The sequence below is a fragment of the Pantoea sp. USMM079 genome (assembly GCF_037153115.1).
In the GTDB taxonomy this organism is placed as follows: Bacteria; Pseudomonadota; Gammaproteobacteria; order Enterobacterales; family Enterobacteriaceae; genus Pantoea; species Pantoea communis.
The window spans coordinates 46,359-67,371 of sequence record NZ_JBBCKX010000015.1 but is presented as its reverse complement, the minus strand read 5'-3'; the positions used below and the strand labels follow the sequence as shown (position 1 = coordinate 67,371).

Annotated in this window: 23 protein-coding genes; 1 reads left to right on the top strand and 22 read right to left on the bottom strand. The window is 53.9% G+C overall.

Features of this window, described 5'->3' with window-relative positions:
• Window positions 1–632 precede the first annotated feature (632 nt).
• The gene (locus tag WFP70_RS18085) at window positions 633–1,091 is read left to right on the top strand and encodes a hypothetical protein (RefSeq protein WP_264441655.1); all 459 of its coding nucleotides are present in this window, start codon (window positions 633–635) and stop codon (window positions 1,089–1,091) included.
• Between the two features lies 1 nt (window position 1,092).
• On the opposite strand, the gene WFP70_RS18080 is transcribed toward WFP70_RS18085, so the two are convergent.
• From WFP70_RS18080 to WFP70_RS17975, 22 genes are all read right to left on the bottom strand, one after another.
• On the bottom strand, window positions 1,093–2,604 hold the full coding sequence (locus WFP70_RS18080; RefSeq protein ID WP_337023999.1) for a conjugal transfer protein TraG N-terminal domain-containing protein: 1,512 nt from the start codon (window positions 2,602–2,604) through the stop codon (window positions 1,093–1,095).
• Window positions 2,604–2,924 carry a hypothetical protein gene (locus tag WFP70_RS18075; protein WP_058959250.1) on the bottom strand — a complete coding sequence of 107 codons (321 nt, stop codon included), beginning with the start codon at window positions 2,922–2,924 and terminating at the stop codon, window positions 2,604–2,606. The genes WFP70_RS18080 and WFP70_RS18075 overlap by 1 nt, the downstream gene beginning before the upstream one ends.
• A gap of 1 nt (window position 2,925) precedes the next feature.
• A complete protein-coding gene (locus tag WFP70_RS18070; RefSeq protein ID WP_058959251.1) occupies window positions 2,926–4,341 on the bottom strand; it encodes an integrating conjugative element protein in 1,416 nt (471 codons plus the stop codon).
• Entirely contained in the window at window positions 4,338–5,300 is a 963-nt protein-coding gene (locus WFP70_RS18065; RefSeq protein ID WP_058959252.1) for a TIGR03756 family integrating conjugative element protein, read from the bottom strand. The genes WFP70_RS18070 and WFP70_RS18065 overlap by 4 nt, the downstream gene beginning before the upstream one ends.
• Window positions 5,297–5,689: a TIGR03757 family integrating conjugative element protein gene (locus WFP70_RS18060; protein WP_058959253.1), complete on the bottom strand. Its 393-nt coding sequence runs from the start codon at window positions 5,687–5,689 to the stop codon at window positions 5,297–5,299. Before WFP70_RS18060 ends, WFP70_RS18065 begins: the two co-directional genes overlap by 4 nt.
• A gap of 217 nt (window positions 5,690–5,906) precedes the next feature.
• Window positions 5,907–6,311 (bottom strand): hypothetical protein, encoded by a 405-nt coding sequence (locus tag WFP70_RS18055; RefSeq protein WP_058959254.1) that lies wholly within the window; start codon window positions 6,309–6,311, stop codon window positions 5,907–5,909.
• Between the two features lie 12 nt (window positions 6,312–6,323).
• On the bottom strand, window positions 6,324–9,128 hold the full coding sequence (locus WFP70_RS18050; protein ID WP_374754029.1) for a conjugative transfer ATPase: 2,805 nt from the start codon (window positions 9,126–9,128) through the stop codon (window positions 6,324–6,326).
• Window positions 9,128–9,541 carry a TIGR03751 family conjugal transfer lipoprotein gene (locus tag WFP70_RS18045; RefSeq protein ID WP_058959255.1) on the bottom strand — a complete coding sequence of 138 codons (414 nt, stop codon included), beginning with the start codon at window positions 9,539–9,541 and terminating at the stop codon, window positions 9,128–9,130. Before WFP70_RS18045 ends, WFP70_RS18050 begins: the two co-directional genes overlap by 1 nt.
• An 11-nt stretch (window positions 9,542–9,552) precedes the next feature.
• Window positions 9,553–11,043 (bottom strand): TIGR03752 family integrating conjugative element protein, encoded by a 1,491-nt coding sequence (locus tag WFP70_RS18040; RefSeq protein ID WP_058959256.1) that lies wholly within the window; start codon window positions 11,041–11,043, stop codon window positions 9,553–9,555.
• Complete coding sequence (locus WFP70_RS18035) at window positions 11,033–11,896, bottom strand: TIGR03749 family integrating conjugative element protein (protein WP_058959257.1); 864 nt, start codon at window positions 11,894–11,896, stop codon at window positions 11,033–11,035. The genes WFP70_RS18040 and WFP70_RS18035 overlap by 11 nt, the downstream gene beginning before the upstream one ends.
• A complete protein-coding gene (locus WFP70_RS18030) occupies window positions 11,896–12,552 on the bottom strand; it encodes a PFL_4703 family integrating conjugative element protein (protein ID WP_058959258.1) in 657 nt (218 codons plus the stop codon). The genes WFP70_RS18035 and WFP70_RS18030 overlap by 1 nt, the downstream gene beginning before the upstream one ends.
• On the bottom strand, window positions 12,549–12,911 hold the full coding sequence (locus tag WFP70_RS18025) for a TIGR03750 family conjugal transfer protein (RefSeq protein ID WP_034892368.1): 363 nt from the start codon (window positions 12,909–12,911) through the stop codon (window positions 12,549–12,551). The genes WFP70_RS18030 and WFP70_RS18025 overlap by 4 nt, the downstream gene beginning before the upstream one ends.
• Before the next feature lie 10 nt (window positions 12,912–12,921).
• A complete protein-coding gene (locus WFP70_RS18020) occupies window positions 12,922–13,299 on the bottom strand; it encodes a TIGR03745 family integrating conjugative element membrane protein (RefSeq protein WP_337023991.1) in 378 nt (125 codons plus the stop codon).
• A gap of 46 nt (window positions 13,300–13,345) precedes the next feature.
• Window positions 13,346–13,588, bottom strand: a complete 243-nt coding sequence (locus WFP70_RS18015) for a TIGR03758 family integrating conjugative element protein (protein WP_008107119.1) — start codon at window positions 13,586–13,588, stop codon at window positions 13,346–13,348.
• Window positions 13,579–13,911, bottom strand: a complete 333-nt coding sequence (locus WFP70_RS18010; protein WP_058959259.1) for an integrative conjugative element protein, RAQPRD family — start codon at window positions 13,909–13,911, stop codon at window positions 13,579–13,581. Before WFP70_RS18010 ends, WFP70_RS18015 begins: the two co-directional genes overlap by 10 nt.
• 139 nt (window positions 13,912–14,050) lie before the next feature.
• Entirely contained in the window at window positions 14,051–14,677 is a 627-nt protein-coding gene (locus tag WFP70_RS18005) for an HNH endonuclease (protein ID WP_337023990.1), read from the bottom strand.
• Window positions 14,677–15,849 carry an AAA family ATPase gene (locus WFP70_RS18000; RefSeq protein WP_072226478.1) on the bottom strand — a complete coding sequence of 391 codons (1,173 nt, stop codon included), beginning with the start codon at window positions 15,847–15,849 and terminating at the stop codon, window positions 14,677–14,679. The genes WFP70_RS18005 and WFP70_RS18000 overlap by 1 nt, the downstream gene beginning before the upstream one ends.
• A gap of 213 nt (window positions 15,850–16,062) precedes the next feature.
• Entirely contained in the window at window positions 16,063–16,824 is a 762-nt protein-coding gene (locus WFP70_RS17995; RefSeq protein WP_058959262.1) for a TIGR03747 family integrating conjugative element membrane protein, read from the bottom strand.
• Window positions 16,824–18,908, bottom strand: a complete 2,085-nt coding sequence (gene traD / locus WFP70_RS17990) for a type IV conjugative transfer system coupling protein TraD (protein ID WP_058959263.1) — start codon at window positions 18,906–18,908, stop codon at window positions 16,824–16,826. Before traD ends, WFP70_RS17995 begins: the two co-directional genes overlap by 1 nt.
• A gap of 161 nt (window positions 18,909–19,069) precedes the next feature.
• The gene (locus WFP70_RS17985) at window positions 19,070–19,576 is read right to left on the bottom strand and encodes an integrating conjugative element protein (protein ID WP_337023989.1); all 507 of its coding nucleotides are present in this window, start codon (window positions 19,574–19,576) and stop codon (window positions 19,070–19,072) included.
• Entirely contained in the window at window positions 19,573–20,208 is a 636-nt protein-coding gene (locus WFP70_RS17980) for a transglycosylase SLT domain-containing protein (protein WP_058959265.1), read from the bottom strand. The genes WFP70_RS17985 and WFP70_RS17980 overlap by 4 nt, the downstream gene beginning before the upstream one ends.
• Window positions 20,187–20,888 (bottom strand): TIGR03759 family integrating conjugative element protein, encoded by a 702-nt coding sequence (locus WFP70_RS17975; protein ID WP_058959266.1) that lies wholly within the window; start codon window positions 20,886–20,888, stop codon window positions 20,187–20,189. The genes WFP70_RS17980 and WFP70_RS17975 overlap by 22 nt, the downstream gene beginning before the upstream one ends.
• Between the last annotated feature and the right edge of the window lie 125 nt (window positions 20,889–21,013).

Sequence of the window (21,013 nt, the reverse complement as noted above, 5' to 3'; positions counted from 1 at the left end):
ATCTGTGCATCGGGGCGGCGAAATGTTGAGTTGTTGCGAGGTCTCCACAGCTCTCAGAGCTGATCGCGGCTAATGCCGGTTCCTGATTTCTCAGGACGCCTCCGTCCGTCAGGGTCGCTGACGTCGCCTTGATATCGCGTTGAATTTCTCCTCAAATAAGTTGCCAACGTTCACTGAATGCTGGGGTGGTTGATGGTTGTAATAACGAATTACGTGTTGGTCAGACGGTAAGCGTCGTCGCAGAAGTCCGTATTACGTGGTGTTGACGTATACGCGCTGCGCGCGTCACTTGGTTGTTGCTACGCGCCAACGCAAGTGACGCCGCGCAACTTCTGCCTGTATTTGCGAGGTTCGTTCGTCGCCAAATGTTCCAAATGGCGGAAACGATCACGCAAACTGGCCGTGCGCTGTAGCTCGTATCGATGGGATGAAGTTTATTGAACCGTAGTGATGTAGTGGAAACCTTGGACGTTGCTTTTGCCCGCTACTTGCAAAGGTTGAGTAGCTTTGCCGGTTATCCCGGATGCAGCCGCCAAATGGCGTTTCTCACAGGCTGCTGAAACTTTCGCTGATGACCGCCGCTGGGGTGCCCCTTTCAGGTCATGAGGGCTTTGTTGGTTGCGTAAACAACTATGGCAACGATTAAAACACTAGCAATATCGCCAGAAATGGTCAAACTTAAATCAAATTGCAAGCCTTGCAATGGGCAGCAGATTTGTACCGAAAGGGTGAATTTTCATATGGGGGAAGTGATGAACAACAACAGGAAGTCACAACATAATTTCATTCATGTGATATTTGGAAAGTCTTCGGCTGCTTTAAGTTCACTATCGATGACTGTCAGCCGCAGGCTGAATGTTCGGTTTAATTTGGCAAAAACAGTGCTTCTATTTTTACTAATACTTTTAGCTTTGAGCATTATCTCAGGTAGTGTTTTCGCTATGGCTATCTCAATAGCAATTGGAACCGCAATCTGCGGAGTAAACGTATTTCCTTCTTCTACAAATAAAGAGGGTGCAGAAAAACAAGAAAATGACCACAATTACGGTTCCAATGGCTCTAATGGATCTGATGGTTCAACTGGCTCATAATTTACTTTGAGATTTTAGAGCTAATTGTTTCACCAGCACTACCAGCTGCATTTTTAACACTTGATGCACCATCACTTGCCATCCGTGCTATTTCACCAATTCTTATTCCTGCCCATGAAAATGCAGCCATCCACAACGCAGGCAACACAATAAACATCGCCCCCATAACAAAGTTCATAATCAAATCATCAGAGCTATTCTGGAAGCCAGCCGCATTCCAGCGGCTATGCGTATCAGAACTATAAAGGGCTTCCATCAGCCAGCTATCCAGCCAGCGCGCCAGTTCCCACCAGAATGTCAGGAAATTAAGCGCGAACACCACAAAGCTGACGGTAATAACAGTTTTAAATTCATAACTACCGAACGCCAATATCAATGGAAGCATCACGTAAATGGCCATCAATAATAAAGCCTGAACCATCGGTAATGCCTGGCGCATCGCATCGAATGCCGGAAACGCAGCTAAGCTGCCTAATGACATTCCCGCAATACCACCAATGCGGCTGGCGGAGTTATCCAACGTGAAATCAGCATTGCCGCCATAACCGGCATAGGTGCGGCCATTCTGCGAAACGGTCAAACTCTCCGGGCTCACAAGGCGGCGAACAATGCTCTCTTTGTATTCGGTGTTGTCCTTGCCCATCATTTTCAATGCAGCTGACATGCGCAGCCACATGCCAGGTGACGCCTGATCGACTACACGCGCCTCCAATCCGGTGTCAGCGCTGGACCACCATTCGCGGCAGGTTGGATAGCCGCCGCGCCCGGTGTCCGGTCTGCCGCTGTCGCGGCTCTCGTTCCAGGGGAATGACGCGCGTGGCGTCTTCGACTGCAGCTGATCGTAATAGCCGCTGCCGTTCAAAAATGTACTGCTACCCAACCACTCAACATCGCGTAGCTCGTCTTCTTCTTTCGTTTGCCCCTGATCCTGTTGCTTCCATAGGTAGAGCGCCAGTGCATAGCAATCGTTAGTGAAGTCCTGCAGTTCGGCGGCGAGCGCCGGATTACTGATGCGGGTGTGCTGAACTTCAAAGCGCAGCTGACGTAAATCCGGGCGGCAGGGAATGGTGGCCACAGCTGCCTGAGTGATGCCTTTGGACAGCTTGTGCATCAGCACCCACCAAATTGGCGCTGCTGCCGTTTGCCCGTCCATGCTGCTGATGATCGTCGAATAACCGCTTTTATCTGGCGCTTTGGGCGTCCAGGTGCCGCAGCTCTTGGAGCGGGATTCATCGTATTGAATGCTGTCTAGGCTGACGTTGATGATCGGCAGGCAGCAAATCAGCATCACAAAAAACGCGCTGTAGAGCGCGTTCTCGATGCGCGGCAATGAAAGCTTGCCTTTATTGCCTTCGTCATCGCCTTCTTCGCGCACCTTGAGCCAGATCCCCACCACTTTGAACACCAAAGGCAGCGCGAACAGACCGGTGGCGATCAGCAGATTCCAGATGCCGTTGTTGATGATCCAACCCAGCAGGGTGAGGAAAAATTCCAGATAGCTATTCGTCGTCATCAGTGGCCTCCCGTTGAGGCATAAAGCACCCATTCCATAATGGCGATATAGAGCGCGCCAATGCCGCCAATGCGCAGAATGGCGCGCCGCCACACGGGATCTGATTTCTTGCGCTGCCAGCACTGGAAGGTGAAGTAAGCCGTCACCGCATAGATAATCAGCCGCCACGTCAGCCAGAGCACCCATGTTTTCTCAAACCAGCGCATCAACTGTGCCGGTGCATCCGGTGACTCGCTGGCTGACATTACCGTCGCAATCACTACGCAGAAAATCGCAGTGAACGACACCATGCACGCGAGAACCTTCAGGAATTTACGCATCTCACTCCTCCCCGGATGGCGCGGAAAGCTGATTGAAGCGCGAATCAGTGTTCTCATGCGGCTGGCGCTGCGGATTCGTTGTGGCGCGATTGTTTTCGCGGTCAATGATGGTCAGCACGGAGTTACGCGCCAGTTCGCGCTTCAGCTCCATTTCATTCTTGAGCGCATTGATTTCCCGATCGAGCGACTCCACGCGGCGATCGCCTTCCTGCAGCGCTTCAGGCATTGCGGCTGCATTCGGCTCCGATTGGCCGGTCACGATCATGCGGCGCATCAGCAGCGCAGTTTCAACAGTGTCAGCCATTGCCAGTTCACCCGCCAGACGGCCAACCAGCGCCGCATTGTCCGGGTCGCGCTGTAGCGCTTTGATCACACCGCTGGTGATCGCCAGACTGCCGGTGCGCAATTTCGCCAGGTTCTCGGCGTTGGGTTTTTCCGCACCATTAACCAGCTTCACCAGTTGCTCGCCATTGATGCGCGTGGCTTCTTCCAGCATCGGTGAAAAGCCGGTTCCGGCGACGCTGGCGCCAGGTTGCTGATCGATATCGCCATCGGTGCATTGCGCGGCATCTTTGCAGGTGCGAATCGAGCGATCGCCCAGCACTTTTACCACTGCAGCCGCTGCTTCTTCGGAGCTGGAGAACTTACCGCAGCTGCCACCCGTGCAGCTGTCGCCGCTGACGCTGCCGGTGCTGTTGACCGGCAGATTATTCATCATGTTGTAGCCAGCGGCAGACAGGTCATGAGTCGGACGGATCGCGCGCTGGCCGCGACCACCGCGTTTTTCACCGCCAACCCAGTTGCTGCCTGATTCTCCCGTCACTTTTTCACCGGCATCGTTCACGCGTATCGCATCCGCATCGCCGCTGTTTACCAGCTTTTTGTACTCATCCATCGCGGCCTGCTGCGTCCACTTGCTGGAGTCGGAGAAATCCACCATGCGCTTCGCCATGTTCTGGCAATTGAGCTGAGCTTTGTCGAATGCCACATTGGCCTGCAGCACACCGTTGGTGAGCATTTCATACAGGCCGGGATTAGCGCGCTGGATCACCATCGCGGGCAAACTGGCCACTGCGCCGGTTGCACCCTGAACCACATCGCCCATCAGGTTTTTGAAGCCGTTGGTCATCCCATTGAGCTGATTGCCGACAGTGGTTTTCAGGTCGAAGTTGCCGCACTGCAGATCTGAACTCCAGCCAACGTCCAGCCCCAGCTTGCGCATGTTGCTGCGCGTCGCCGGTTGCGATATCACCGAGCCGCCGCCGAGGGTATAAAACAACTTGTCCGAAACCGCGCCGCTGGCACTCTTGCCATAACCCATGCTGCTGTCCTGAACCTGCGGCAGTGAAACGTCAAACGCCTGGGCGCTGGTTGCGATCAGCAACGCAGACGCCGTAAACCAGATGCGCGCGATCATGATTCACCTCCAAAATCGGTGCTGTAAAGGAAGGTCTGGCCGCGTCGTTTACAACAGCTGTAAGGCTGCCAGAGCGCGAAGGCTTGATTTCCATCAACGGCTGCAGTGAAGTTGCCATCCGGGAATACGGCGCAGTTTTCGCTGAGCTGCGGAGACAACCTCTGCCATTTGTGGTTTTTGAATCCGGTATTTTCCTCAACCGGCCCGGGCGGCCAGTAGCCGGGAGAAGGATTTCCTTTGAGGGTTTGATAGACGTGCGGCTGGCCGGTGCGGGTGATGATGTCGGCTACGCGCTGCGCCACCACGGCGGCGGCTTTGTCGTCATCGGTCTGCGTAACAAAGCCCGATCGCGGATAGACGTTGCTCCACATATTGGCCGTTGCCTGGCTGCCGATTTCGCGCATGCCTGGCACCAGTGCTTCCGGGTAAAGCGATTCAGGTATGCCGCTGCGCCACGCCAGCGTATCGAGTGTACTGAGTAAATAAGGATTCAGTGGCGTCGCTGCGCTCTCGCAGGAGTAGCCGGAGATGCTGCCGCCAATCAGCGAAGTAGCCGGATGGCCAATTGCGTCAGCGTATTTGAAGTGCAGATTGGTTTTACGTTTACCCGGCGCTTTCAGCTCCTCATTGCCGCCACCGGCTTGCACGCCGTACATACCGTTTTCAAGCCCGCCAGCCGTCTGACTGACGAACGCCATTTCCTTCCAGGGATTCGCGCCGGGTTGGGCATACGTTGAAACCACTGCTTCCGGGATAAAGTGCGTCACTTTAACCGATGTGCGCACCTTGCAGCCCCACGGTGTGCAGAACAGCCAGTAACAGATGCCGCTGACTCGCCAACTGATGCAGGACGGCGACACCGCGCTGGCGATGATCTGCGCGCTGGTGATCGCGGATTCGGCTGCCGGTTGCATCGCGGCAAACAGCAGCGCGGTAGTGGCCAGCTTCGCGCGCGTCATGGGTGGCCACCTTGTGCCCGGATGTTTTTCGCCAGGTCCACATCGGTTGTGCCATACACCACGTCCACATCATCGAAGACCACCGCCGGGTATTTTTCAATTCCCAACTTCCACGCCGCGATAACGCCGCGCCAGGCTTCCACCAACTGCTGCTGTTGATCCGCGCTCATGCGCTGCAGGCCGCTTTTGGCATCCTGCGCAGCAGCTGCGGGTTCACTGCTGAGCTGGCCAAACATTGCATTCTGTTGCCGATCGGGCGCATCGAGAAACACTATGCGCGTATCGGCATCAGCATTAATGGCCGGATGGCCAGCCGTGGTGAACACGGTGATGGCGGCAAAACCGGGAGATATTGAGCAAAGGAACAAGAGTGGGATCAGCGACTTCATCAGACTTACTCCACAAAGTGAGAGAAGCCATAACGGTGCGCCGGATGTGAGTCGAGTACAGCAAACAACTCTGTGTCGGATGAAGGGAATTAAATGTCCCCGGCCCGAAGGGGTGCAGAACAACTACGCCAGGTAGGTGTAACCTTTGGGTCGGGGACGGTGCAGACTATGCAAATTCTGGCACGACTTCACAAGCGAGAGTGCTCCGAAACAGGCGTCATTTCGTGTGCTTTGCTGAAAGTTTATGCGCCAGATAAAGCTGGAGATACAGCAGATCGGCGGCGTCAACAATGGTCATGTACCAGCGCGGGTGGTGATAGTCATCTTCTGTTGGCCAGCTCAGATGGCTATTCACTGTAATCAGCAGATCAATCGAGCTGCATAGCTTACCTTTGAAGTGCAGCGCGAGGCAGGAATGGCTGCCGACGCGCTGCGGATGGCTGGTGATTTTTACGGGCGGATTCACGCGCGAACGGATTTCATCACACAATCTGTCGAGCAGCGCCAGATCGCTGGCGAGAATTTCCGGTTCGCCCTGCGGCATCAGCGTGAATAGCGTGCGCGCCGCCTTGAGGGAAATCGTGGTGGTAATGCGGGGAATGGGATATTTGAGTTCCAGCATAAAGCTCCCGGTTTAAGCGGCGGCTGACTTGAGGCCGCGCGCCGCATCGAGCTGGCGGGCAACGATCACTGCAGCTTCCAGTTCGCTACAGTTATGTTGTCTCATCAGCTTGCGGCGTTCGGCTTTTTCCTCTTTCTCGGTCATGCCAAGAGCGAGGTACAGGCTGGGCGGCACGGCCCGAAAAAGTGCTTCAGTTTTCTTAGACAGCACAACACCTTCGGTGTAACAGCGCGGCAGCTTACTGGCGGAAAGCAGCACCGATTTTTGCTCATCGCTCAGCTTCTTGAAACGCGCGATTTGCTCCACTTCATCAGGCGGCATCGTCAGGCACAGCCACCATTCGGCCATGTTCAGCATCTTCTCGGCGATGTCCGGGTAATCCGCCAGATTCTGCGTCGCCATCCACAGCCAGGCACCGAGCTTACGCCACATTTTGACCACTTTGGTCATGTACGGCGACAGCAGCGGATTGGTGGTGGTGATGTGTGCTTCATCAATGGCAAAGACGATTTCGCGGTCGAGATACTGATCGCGCTCAGCGATGTTGTTAATGGTGTTCACCAGGGAAACCATCGCCAGCGCCATCTGCGCGCCATAGTTCTCGCGCGCCAGCGTACCCAAATCGATAAGCGTGACATCAGCCTCCGGCCACGGCGTGCCGGGGCGGTTAAACAGCTCACCTTCGAAGCCGCTGGTAAACATCGACATCGCACCGGCCATCTCATCGGCACGCGCGCGACGGCGTTCGGTCAGCAAAGGCTGGCCGCTGCTGTCCACGCTGTTATCACGCGCGATGGCAAACAGCGCGGTCTGCAGATCTTCAGCAATCATCTGGCGCGATTCGTCGTAGCTAGTCTGCGCCGCCATCATAATGGCTTCACGGATCAGGCCACGGTCAGAGCGTGTTAACCGTTCCTCTTCGCGCTTTTCGCCACCGGTGATCATCATGCGCGCGGCGATTTCCATCTCGCCGAGAATGTCGCGCTGTTCATCGCCATCGTCTTCATCGGCGTCAGGGATATCAGCTTCGTTGAGCTGCAGCTGCTCCGGTTTGAGGTCGAGCAACTGATGCGCGTCGGCGAACAGCGCCAGGCTGACACCGCAGCCGGGACGAATGCTGATTTTATTCACCGTCAGGCCAAGGCTTTCGCAATAGTCTGCATACAGGCCAAACGAGTTACCGGCTTCAGCAATAAACAGACGTGGGCGATGAATGGCCATCAGCTGGGAAAGCGTCGCACAGAGCGTGGCAGACTTGCCCGCACCGGTTGGTCCGAACAGCAGCATATGCGCATTCTGCGTGCGGTCCTGTTTATTCATCGGGTCGAAGGTCAGCGGTTCACCGCCGCGATTGAAGAAGCTGAAGCCGGGATGACCGCTGCCGGTGGCGCGGCCAGTCACCGGCAGCAAACCAGCCAGATGCTGCACCCACGTCAGGCGCGTGTACCAGTGGCGGCGATCTTTCTGAGGATTGAAGCACATCGGCAGTGCGCGCAGCCAGGTGTTCAGCGGCGATACGTTATATTCCGGTCGAACCGGCTGCAAGCCAGCGGTCAGCAGAACCGCCGACATGTTTTGCTGGCGTCGGTTGAGGTCTGCCAGATCGTTGCCGCGCAGCATGAAAGTCAGCGCGCCGCGATAAAGCTTGTGACGGCGGCCAAGATACTCTTTCACTTCGCGCACATCCTCGCGCACGCGCCCGGATTCGGTGTTTTCACCCACGGCGTTTTTGGCCAGCTTGATGAAGTCGCTTTCCAGCACGTCCTGCGGCTGGGAAACGATGGTCAGTGAAACCACTGTGCCTTCAGGCAGCAGATCCATTAGCGCGTTAATGTGCTCGCCGCGCGCCATTTCGCCGGTCAGCATGCCGGGTTCAGGCGGGCGGCGCAGACGCTCAATGGCAATGGCGCGATGCGGCTTACCGTCGAACCACCACATGCCGTTCTCCACATCCGAACGCGGCGGCGTGTACCACAGCGTTTCGGCAAAATCGTTGGTCATCGGCAGCTCGTCAGCTTGCGCATCATGATGTTTCGCGGCGGCGTAAAACGCTTCTTTGCTCAAACCATGCTGCGGATCGGGATTGAACAGGCGCAGCAGCCATTCATGAATCTGTGCGCCGGTTTGGCGCTGGCAGGCAACGCCAGACGCACCGAGTGATGCCGCCAGCCGGTCGCAAACCTGATTAAGCATGGTTACAGGTGGCAGCGCGTGAACATCTTTCACACCTTTGGCAGCACCAGGCACCCAGCGATAAATCACCATGCGCGTGCGGCGCTGCTGCCCGCGCCACGGCTGACCAGTGACCAGCGTGTCGCGGAACAAGCCGGTTGGAATGGCGATGTCCCGCAAATGGCGCTCGGTTTCACTCAGCCAGGCGTTGGTGAATTCAGTGCCGCGCGCCCAGGGTTTTACGTACTCTTTGACCGTGTTCAGATAGGGCGAGGGATCGTCTTCATCCTGACAAAAGAACTGCACCACCCACGGCGAGATATCGTCTTCTTCCAGGCTGTCCTGCAGCGCATCTTCCACCTGATCGCGGATTTCCTCCAGGCGCGCGGCGGTGCGCCCCTCGGATGAAATCGGCGTGATGGTATAAACCGCGCCGACCGAAACGCCATCATCAAGCAGCAGGCATTTATCTTCCGGCAGATACTCGGCCCAAGGCAGGTAATCAATGATGGAAGGTTTGGCGTGATACAGCGCGGCTTCATCCTGCACCGTCATTTTGCCGGGGCGCGGCAGTGGCTGCGGCTGACTGCTTTCAGGGAGGTTGCTGGCTTCTGAAGCGGGCTTTTTAAACAGGGAAAACATCATTACAGATCCTCCGTGCGCTCACCCGGCAAGGCGTACTGCACCTGGCTGTAAAACGGAAACACCGTGCTGTAGCCGGGAACCGGCGAGTTGCCACCGGCAAGATGCGGAAACACGTACATCACCATGTCGGGATTCGGCAGGCGCGGGAATTGTTGCGTGATCTCACTTTCCTGCGTGCGGCTGTATGAATGGTCGAGTTTGTCGGCACGCTGATCTTCCGTTTCACTCAGCGGGCGGCGCAGCGCTTCACGTCCCTGCGCACCACGCTGAGCCGAACCGCTCGCGCCTTTGCCTTGCCACAGCTCCAGCATGTTGCTGTCGCCCGCTGGCAGCATTTCATCTTTCGACGTGCTGCAGCCTGAAAGAACTGAAACCAGCGTGGCGAACACGACCGGCATAAATGCTCTGTTCATTCGCAATCCCCTTAGTCCAGTCCGATGCGCGCGGCATTACCCGGCACGCTGAAGTCGTAACGCACTTTGCGGCCTTTATCTTCGTAATCGATCGCCAGCTGCTGCGTGATGTGAACGGCCAGATTCGCGCCGGGCGGTACATACACCGCGTCGAACGTCTGCCCATAACGCTGTTTCACCCATTCGGAAACATCACCGACGCCACCGGCAATCGCTTTGCCCATCGCGGCCTGTCCGGCATCACCGGTGAGCGTAGAGGTCACGCCGCCGTAAGCGTTGGTTTGCCCGGTACGCTGATTTTCGTTGAGCGCTTCACCGGCAGCGGCAGCGCCGGAAAGTGCGAAGAGCGTTGGCAGGTAAGTTGATGCGTTGGATTTACGCGTGCCGCTGATGCAGGGAATACCGGCCTCATCCGAGATCCAGCCGATGCCGCCATCCTGCTTCTTGCTACCATCCTGGCCGTTGCTCTTACCGTTGTTATCCGGGCGCGGCAGCGTGCGAACCCGGCCATCACTGAAGACGAAGGTGATGGAATTCACCTGGCCACGTACGCAGGAAAGCGTCCAGTCGCCTGACGCGGTGCCGGAAACAATCGCGCCTTCCACATCGGGCAGCTCGATGCCGTTGGCAGTGAGGTTGTCGCGGCCAATCAGCACTTTGAACGGATAAGGATCGGTGACGGTGCCATTAATCGGCACGCGGCCCAGCAGTGCGGTCATGCCTTTGCTGCCAATCAGCGTGGAGTTTTCCGGCAGCGTATAAACCGGCTCAGTGCTTTCCTCTTCTTTCTGGCTGTTGGAGTAGCCTTTCACCTTTTGCTCGTAGTTGCTTTTGCTCTTACTCAGCGCGTTATCGCCGAGGAACGATGTCGGGAATCCACCGATTGCCGCTTTGCCATCGGCGGGAGCTGAACCCGCGCCCGTGCCGCTGCTGCGCTGATCGCTGGGTGAAACCCACATCACGCCATCATTAGTGTTGCCACTGGCAACATCATCCAGACCGAGCCCCAGTGGAATATCGCTGTTGTTCTGATCCTGCTTATCAGACGCCATGCGCTTGGCCAACTGGTTGCTCAGCTCCTGCACTTTGCTGGTCAGGGATTGCTGTTCCTGCTGCAGCTGCTGGCGGCGGTCTTCGGCAAGTTTTTGGTAATTCGCCACCGCCTCATTAACCTGACCAGCAACGTTCTGGTTACGCGTGCGCAGGCGGTCATTCTCTTTCACCAGATTGAGGTTCTGGCGGTCGAGCGTTTCCTGCTTACCGCGAATGGTTTTCAGCGTGCCAACCAGCGTGCGCAGCGTGTCTTCCGGCGTATCGCCCTCGACGCCCAGCGCCTTGAGCTCGGCAGGCGTCAGATCGGCCAGCGCTTTGGGCTTTTCTGGCGTGGCGCTGGTTTTCTCAGTTTCATTCTTGATGCTGCAACTTTTCATGCCCACCGCGACGCCCGCGAGCAGGAAGACCGGCACCAGCACTTTGACCAGCGTGTTCGATTTAATCTGCATGGTGTTTACCTCGCGCTTTGCGGCTCACCTTCGCTTCTGGAATCAATGCGTTTTCGGGGCGCGAATCCATCACCAGATAGAGCATGGTAGTGTCTTCAGGCGTGCCGACTAAACCGAGGAAACGGTGCTGGAAAGTGGCGGAAACAAACTTGCCCTGCAGCGAGCGGGGATCGAGAACGATTTTACGGCTGGTCATGTTGCGCACGCGAAACGCCACCACGTTCTGGCTTTGCACCGCCCATGCGGCGATAGGCTGGATCTCTAACGGTTCAGCGGGATAGAGCGTGGTAACACGGCTGGGTAAATGTAGCGGCAGCGAACGCACGCCGGGAACCGGCTCAACCGTGCGCAGCGGCGCATACAATCGCTGCGACGCGTAACGCGTGAGCAGCACCGGCAGCGGCGCAGAATAACTGACTTTCTTCTCTTCTTTGGCGACTTCAGCTTGCTCAGGACTGGCTTCAGCCTCGCTGTCGCCAGCTTCATAAACCAGCTTTACCGACTCGGCAGAGCCTTTCGCGCCTGCGGTGACATCGAGCATGATGATCTCGCCGTTCTCCACATCCTGCAGCTGGACGCGGGTCTGGGAAAACGCTTCGTTCGCTTTCAGGTACACCGCGCCGCCGGTGCTTTGCACGCGCAGCTTACCCTTCAGCGCTGGCGCGATGCCTACGCGCACGTTTTTATCGACGAATACCACACGCTCCTGGCCAACCTTGAGCGTGACCTGCAACGGGATGCGCTCCCACTTCATCAATTCAACTGCCTGAACCGGATTCGGTGTAAGTGTTGCCACTGGCAACACCGCGAACATCAGCCTGCAGGCAACATGCAATCTGGTGAGCGTATTCATCAAAACATCCCCTTATGCTCAGGCTTAGGTGCAGGCGGCGCGGCCTCCAGACGCTGCGGCATGCCGTCGTAGCAATCCAGCGCCAGGCCAAACTGATTCGTTTCGGGATCGCCATTCCAGCGCGTGACCTTCATCGGGTAGCGCACCATCGCGCGCTTAACCGGCTCGGTATGGAAATACTCGTCGGCTACCAAATCCAGCCGCGCAACCCAGTTGTCGCGGTCGCGCACAGTGACGCTTTTGGTGCTGTAGCCGCGCTCGGGGATTTCGTACACCACGCGCACGCGGTCAATCAGCTCGTTGCGGTTGGTGCGCTCGGTGGCATCTCTTTCCAGAAAGTCTTTGCAGCCCGGCGTCAGGTAAGGCGACAGCGCCCGAATTTTGGCGGGGTAATCCACCTCACCGTTTTTTGGCCAGGCATTAAGCTGCTGGAAAATATAGAAGGCAAAGGCGTAAACCGATGACGGCGGCACTTCCCACCAGGGGCGCGTGCTGCCGGTGCGCAAGTCTGGCGGGTTATGAATGGTCATGCTGCGTGGCGCTAGCATCCAGCCAGATGACGTGATCAGCACCAACAGAATGAGGAAAGCGCAGGCGATGCGCAGCGACTTGATGTGCTGATCGCTGCGTTGAATAGCGTTGCGGAACTGGCTCATTTTCCGGCTCCCTTAGGTGTACGGCGCAAGGACCAGCTGTGTGAGCTGATGATGAGAGAACGATCGCCATAGCCCATCCGGCGTTTCTTCTCCTCCAGCCGCTGCCAGATGTAGTTTTCAGGCTTGCCGCGTTTAAGGCGGGCCATCCAGCGCCCGCCAAACGCAATGAGTAGCAGCGGCATGAGCAGCATCCCGGTCGGGATGATGACCCAGCCGACCAGTGGAAAAAACGGCAGACACACCACGCCACCAACCGCTAATCCAATCAATGCCGCCAGCCCCAATTCCGGCGTGGTGAAACCGCGAAACACGACAGGTTCGGCATTCAGTCGATCGGGCAGGAAACGGATGGTCTGCATGCTTATCCCCTTACAGAATGATTTCGGCAGACTGACCGAGCAGCCAGATAGTCGCGACCAACAACACGACGCCGGTTGCGACGATGGAACCAAACTTGGTCCAGGTGGCGCGCTCGTTACGCACTTCAACGAACGTATGCACCGCGCTGGTTGCGACGTTGATAAATGCCACGGCACAGACCAGCAAACCGGCGAAAACAATGAAGTCCTGCGCGTAGCCTTTGATCTGGCCCATCAGGCCAGTGCCACCGCTGGATTCCGGCGCTTCAACCGAAGGCAGATCGGCCAGCGCCGGTTTGCAGGACAACCAAACCAGAATCAATCCGGAACCCAGACGCATAACCTGACGGTCTTTAAAGCGAGACAAGCGAACAAACTTTGATTTCATGGAACATTCCTCTTTGACGGGTAAAGGCACTTCGAAAATGTCTGCGTTAACTGGCGAACATCCAGATGCAGACGATCAATAAAGCCACAGAACGGATAACAAATCGGGCAAGCGCGGCATCCCGAACTTTGGTGTTTGCCCAGCCATGCCAGACATCCACCGCCGCCCATGCTGCCCAGAGAAACAGCACGCACAGTAGTAGCCCAACGGACACCAGATACAGAACGCTAATATCGATGTTGCCGGATGCCGTTTTAAACGCGTTGATCTGCGCGGCGGTCATCGCCATAGCGGACGGCCTCGCGTGTAGTCGCCGCTGACCTTGCCGTAATCCAGCGGCTGCGCACGCGAGGGCTGCGTGTAGCGATCAATGCCAGCACGCATGGTGTTGAGGTCCTCGTTAGCTTTCTTGTAGTCGAACAGGTAACGGCGGCGGCTATTGGGATCGGACTGCGCGGCGACGGTGCGGGCGCGATCGAGTGAGAGCTGGACTTGGTCTAGTAGACGTTGGGTAGTGGCGAGTTCGTCAAATTCTGCGCCAAATGCCGATAATGAAATAAGACATAAACTAACAGATATTTTTTGTGTTAATCTCTTTGAAAATACAAGCATGACAATACCCTCCTATGAAGGGGTTGATTATATGCATGCTGTTTGCTGTTGATTGGCCATTAAAACAAAACGTCTCAATGAGAAATTTATAAGCCAGGCCTCACATACATAGATGTTTAAACTGGCAATTTCCCCGGCGCTATAAATTAAACATACGTTTTAAAAGACTATTGAAAGCTCTTGCAACAGCAGGGCTTTCAGGAACTTTCCTTTCAGTAGCGTCCTGGGCCTCATCAAAGGTGTTAACTTGGATTTTTGCAAGTTCAAAGTAATCCTTAGTGTATTTCCCTTTGCTGCTGTCATTTAGAACGTCATAGTAAACTATTTTGTTTCTGTTGAGCTGTTTAATATTATATGCCAAATGGTTATCCCAGGAATCTAAGTTGGGGTGTAAAAACTTATATTTTTCAGGTAAGTAATATTGATTGCCCCTTTTAAATTCATCAAAGCCACCCTCAATGAAATCTACTTTCTCGCCTTTTATTCTCATATTACATCTTTTGCAAGACACTGCGAGATTAAGGATTTCAAACATCTCTGTTTCAATCTTAGATTTAGGTATAATATGCTCTATATCCAAAACCATATTGAATTCATCATCAAAACTCCTGCAACAGTAACAGCAGCACTCACGTTGAATATCTCTAAGGTGATTTTTTATTTTTCTTTTAAGTTTGTCTAGCTTTTTATCATCCCAGAACTTATAACCTTTTTTTAATGAAAGAGTAATTAATATCTTTTCTTCATCCGTAAATTCCAGGGGCATTATGATGACTCCTTCTTGTTGAAGGATATATCATCAATAAGATTTGTCACTCCGAAAAGAAATTCTTGCTGTGCCTCATCTTCAGTAAGGTGCTTGTAATATTCAATCCTGCTTTTAGCTAATTCTTTTCCGATTTTACCCTCTGTGAAATCGTCAAGTATATCAACGCACCTATTTGAAAGAGCTCTATTTTTTGGTGTTAGCGTGTCAAAATAATTAAGGTATACCTCTTCTGCATTGGCATCATTATCGTGCATTTTAACAAAGTCGGAATTAAGTCTTTTATATACTGACACATTGTTATTACTAATCATTGACGAAATAATAAGAGGTGAGTGTGTAGCTATTACTACCGTACATTCATTATAGCCTATGGCCCCCCTTAATAGTGAGAAGTAATCCGACTGCCATTTAGGATGAAGGCTGTTTTCTGGCTCATCGATAAAGAGATAAGACTTGCCTCTTAAATTTAAAGCAAGATGAAGTAATAAAGCAATGAACGACAACTCACCTGAACTAGCATGATTTACTGGAAATTGCCTTCCATTCTTGCCTAAATAAATATCAATGCCAGATATGAAACCAGCTCTCTTAAGTAGCTTTTCACTCTGAATTAATTTGTAAAAATCCGAAAAAAAACCTTCACTAAATGAACTGCTTTCACTTTCTAACCACAGAATACCGCCGCGCGTTCTTACTGATTCATTAATTGCTCTGTCGATGGAAAATTTCAACTCATCATCAATTACCTCATCAGAATAATCATAATATATTGGGTATGCATTACCTTTCGAATCGCGCCCGTACCTAGTTGAGTTAATGAATTTCTTTTTGAAGTTTATTCTAATCCCTAACAACTGATCATAACCCAAATAATCAAGTACGCTAAAAAATTTATTCATGACAATTTCATTGTTACTAGAAAGGCTATTCTTAATTGCTTGCTGGGGGAAATATCTCCCTATACGATTGCCAATATAACTGTAGTTCTGACTTTTAGGATGTAACTTAAACTTATCGAACAGTGTGTTTGAAACTGTTATCGTGTCTAATCCTCGCTCATATATATCTTCTGACAAGAAATTTAGCATGCTACTTTTACCACTTCCATTTTTTCCTACAAGAAGGTAGTAGCCTTCATAAGATTTAATTAGTTCATCAGTAGTTAACATTTTATTTTATAAGTGAATCTTTATAGTTGATAGTGAGTTCCGCATTGATTTCGATGTTAATTCATGAAAATGAGTGATGTCTACTTTATTTTCAGCCCTAATTTATAAATTGACAGTATGGAGCATTAATTTAACTTTACCTGTCGCGCCGCCTATGCGGCTTGCCTGCTGACGACAGCGCACAAAGTCGAGCTTTGCACGCTGTCGTCCAGCTTAGAGGTATTTCTTGAACGATGCGGTCAACACCGCCAGCGCCATTCCCAACATCAGCGCAGCAGGTAGCAATAACAGATTTGGGTACACAGCCGATGGCCACGACAGATACACCATGCAGGGCACATAGAACGCGGGTTTAACGAAGCGTTTGACATGGTGATAAACAAAGCTGGATTCATATGCCGCGCCGTAGCGCCGTAGGTCTCGCCGCCCCAGACCATCAACTACAGCGACCAACACCACCATCAGAAACAGCGGTATTGATAACACCAGAATCGTCACACGAATCAATGTCACCACAGCGACATAAACCGTCGCCAGCATATATTCTTGCAGAGCCGATGCCAGCCAGCGGCTACCGGCACTCAATCCGGCAGCAACAGCATTTCCGCCGCTTTCCATTGCCTGATTTTGCTGGGCAATCCATCCCTGCAGGCCGCTATCGACAACCAGCCACTGATAAACCTGTGTTACCCCGGTAGTGACCGTCACCGTGGGCTGTGACAGTAGCAGGCTGCGCGTAAACTCAGTGGAGAGATAGCCGCTCTCGATCTGCATTACCTGCTGGCTATGCGCTGCACCTTGTTCTGGCCAGAAGAATGCAATACCGATGTACTCCATTACCAGGCTAAAAAACAGCGAAGCCAGCAGCATGCCAATCAGCTTCCACGGCCATTCCCATAGCAGATTAAACAGAAAGCCATGCTCTTTAGGCTGCTGAACGCGGGCGGGCGGTGCAGTGGTGTTTGGTGGTGGCATTATTCACCTCCCGGCGGTTCTGCGCCAGCAGCACCAGACCACCATGCTTCGCTGGTGCGGTAATTACGGCGCATTTCAGCAGCGATTTTCTCCAGGCTTTCCGGCATCAAATCGGTTTTATCAGCAGCGGGCAGTGGCATACGAATCTTCCATAGCTGGCCGCCTTCCAGCAGTGCGAACGCCTGGCCTTTGGGCAGATTGATGATGTCAGCCGGAGTGAGCATCGGCGTTTTCACCATACTCACGCGGTCCTGCGTGTTGGAGGTGAAATCAGTGCCTTGCTCTTGGTTGGTGATATCGGTGTACCCCGAAACCAGAGTTTTGGAATACACATCCACTTCAGGCAGTTGGCTGGTGAGCAGCTCGGCGGTGCGGTTCTCACGCACGCGCAGCATGATCAGCGTATTGAAGTTGCCCGTGACTTGCGCAGCTTTGGCGCTGCTACCAATGCGCGCCTCGATGTCAGAAATTGTTTGGGTGTACGCCGTCACTTCGATGCCCGCGCCACCGCCTTTGTTGATAAGCGGAATAAACTCATCGCCCATCAGTTCATTGAACTCGTCGCAGTGCAGGCTGATCGGCAGCTTGCCGTCGCCATTTTCCGGTAAGCCATCATTGATGCCGTGCTTGTAGATATGCCCCGCGATACTCACCAAATCAGCAAACATGCTGTTGCCAACGGCAGCGCCGACTTCACTGTCAGAAAGCGCATCCAGCCCGACATAAACGATGCCGCGCTGGCGAATCACCTGTTGCCAGTCGAAAATCGGGCGCGGATCGTCGAGGTCTTTATAGTCAGGCGAGAGCAGCGCCGCCGTTTTGCCGGTGGTGAGTTTTTCCAACAGCGGCAGCAATGAGGCGACGATTTTATCGAAGTAGGTTCGGTCGTAACGTACAGCTGAGCGAAGACCTTCCAGAATGGGATCGTAGAGCTTTTTACCGGCTTCAGAACTTAGCGCCAGCTCCATTGCCCAAATGCGCGTGGCGTTTGACTGCCCCTGCATATTGCGCGGCAGATCTTTTTCCTTAAGCACATTGCTGCCATTCTCAATTTTGCTGCGCAGCTCCGGCAAATGCTTATCAACCAGATGTTCCACGTAGCGCTGATAGAGCTCGCCTATGTTGGTGACGTAGCGAAGGATAAGCGAGTAATCGGGGCGCTGGCCAAGCGCAACCAGCGCGCGCGTTACGATATTCACGAATCGCCAGGCAAACTCGCGAAACGCGGCGCTGTTACCTTCAGCGCCTAATTGACCAGCAATGCGCGAAGCCACTTCCGACACGCGCCCGAAGCGGCCAACCGCGTTGTAACGAGCCGAGATCTCTGGCCAGCCAAGATGGAAAACGTGGAAGTCATCCTGACGACCGGCGCGGTGCGCTTCAGCCCACATGCGTTTTAGCAAATCGGCATCGCCTTTGGGATCGAAGACGATGGTGATATTGCCGCGCCGAATATCCTGCGTAACCAGCAACTCCTCCAGCCGTGTTTTGCCCACGCGCGTGGTGCCAACGACTAACGTATGCCCAACGCGCTCTCGTAGATCCATTGATACATCGCGCTCATTCGGTTCAATGCCGTGCAGCGCCGGATTGCCACCAACCGGTGGCAGCGGGCGAACCGGGTTCATCGGCGTATCAGCCGAAATCATCGATGACAGCCAGGGCAGAGAATGCTCGCACGCACGTTCAAGCCTGCGCGCGATCTGATAGACCTTCGCTGGCTGCACGTACTTTTCGACTTCTGGCCGACGCGTATCGAGTAGGCGCTGAGTGTGTTTTTGCTGCCAAAGAAAACCTTTACCCAAAAACAGCCGGTGATTGCTTACTGGAACCTGGCGGCTGGTCATCACATAGCGCGGCAATCGGCGTAGATTTCTGCGATACCTGATCACCTGACACCCCTGACGGGCGCGTACGACGGCCAGCACCGCAAAGCCCGTAGCGGTGACATAACTCACCGAAGGCGACAGCGCGACAGCCCAGGGCGCTGCAACACAAACATAGCTGGCGGTGGCGGCTACCAGCGTGGTGTTGAACTCAACTGCGGGACGCAGTAGTGCTTCAATGACATAGCGATCGCTCATAGCAGTGACTCACTTTTGGCTGGATTCAGGCATGCTGAGCGTGGTGTGATGCAGATTACGCCAGCACCAGTAAGCGCGCAGCAGAGCCAGAAAAAGGACGAAGAACAGAGGGAGGAGCATCAGCGCTGCGTGGGGGATTCCATGCAATCCGACGAATCCCATCACTCGGCTGAAACCTGCTGGCTCACTGAATGCTCGGTGATCAGCACCGGGTAATGTTCCAGCTTGAGGCGGCGCGCCAGATCGCTACCTGATACCGGAGCCAGCTGGAGATTGGGCGCAATCTGGCGCAATTGCTGCAATGATGACGAGCTGCTGACGTTCACCACCATCCCAACCGCACCACGTCGCTTGAGCAGTCCAGCGTTTCGCGATAGCCATTCCTGCGATTGCTCATCATCACCAACCAGAAACAGCGCACCAATTCCCGGCAGTTTCAGCACGCGTGGCTCAATGATGCCGGGAGTGAGTTCAGGTGTTGCCACTGGCAACACTGAACCTTCACTGTAATCAGGTTGGATTGACTGCTGCTGCGGCTGAGGTTCAGCGTTAATGCCTTCATAGAACGTCGCTGCTGATTGACCGCCGAGATCTGCGATAACGTTGAGTTCCGCATGTGAGAGAAATGGCAATGCGGCGATCGCGCCAGCCAGCATCAATTTGTTCATTGCTGCCTCCGGGGTTCTGTCCAGATGATTTCGGTTGAAGGTATTTGGTTGCTCGCGAGATTAGCGGGTGCCTGTGTTGCGATTGGACGAGGTTGAATAGGCGCTAGCGAAGCCAACTTTTGGCTGACAATCTGCTGATAGCGCGCTGCAGGTTTACCGCCAGCCGGATGGTGATAGCAGCCAGCCGCTTTCAACCAACTGCCGGGGCTACGCTCCCAGCATTCGCGAAGAATGCGTGCAGCCGCGTTCAGGTTGATATACGGGTCAAACGCATCCCACGTTGAGCTGAAGTGATGGCCATTCCAGCCAAGATTGACCTGCGCGATGCCGACATCGATTCGCTTCAATGGATGGTTTTTCATGAACTGCTGTAGCGCTTGCCAGGCCGCTTGCCTACTTTCATAGCGGTAGCCTTTGCCTGCGACATTGATTGTCCAGGGCCACGGGCGCGTACCTTGTGGTAGCTTGCGCGATGATTCAGCCAGCGCCAGCGAGTAAAGCGATTCAGCTGGAATACCATGTTGCAGAGCTACTTTCTGATAACCCGACGGCACGCTTTGCATGCTGGTTGATGCAAGAGAGCTAGCGGCACTCAGCATCAGCGCGGCGGTTAGAACGCTGCGATATGCCATCCGCTTTCCCCCTGCTGGAGAAGAACCGGCATGATGCCGTTGCCGTAGCGCATCCAGCGGCCTGCATCGTGATTAAGGGTGATGCGGCGTTCGCGTACTTGTTCGGCGGGAATGCGGTGCTGTTGTGCCCAGTTGCGGAGTTTCTGATCGCTGCCTTCGCTATCGACAAGGTAGATATCAACGGGGCGTTTATCGGCGAGAACGGCGGAGAGTCTGGCATCGCAGCGCTGGCAATCTGCTTCGCGCACGAACAGCGCGAGACGACCGCCTGAGTCATGCGCGATACCAGCGGCGTTGCCCATATTCACAGGTAGCATGTTGGGCATCATGCGTTTCCAGGCAGCATCAACTTCGCGCTGGAATTTAAGCTCTTTTTCGGTGCGCTCGTACTCCTGTTTTACCCAGAGTTCGGCGTAGTGGCGGCGCTCGGCGTCGCTGCGGGCTTCTATGCCCAATGTGCTTAATGGATCTAAATTTGGAGACAGTGTTCCTCTTTTACCACTCTTAAGCTCTTCAAAGCGCTGATAATCTTGTTTGCCAATTCCCCAAAGGTTGCCTACATTTTCTTCCGAAAATTTTACAGTGCCTTTAGTAAAATCTGAATTGTCACTTTCAGCCCCAATGACAAACTTCAAAGGTAAAAGTAGTACAGTAATTAAAATCAAAAAAAATCGTCTCATTGCTTCTCCCAAATGAACATAAAGTTATGAGGTGGAAATAAAGGAAGAGTAATGATTAACGTGATTTAAATGAACGATAAAGTGAAAGTGTGAAAGGTTAAATTAAAAACTACTTAGTATATTTA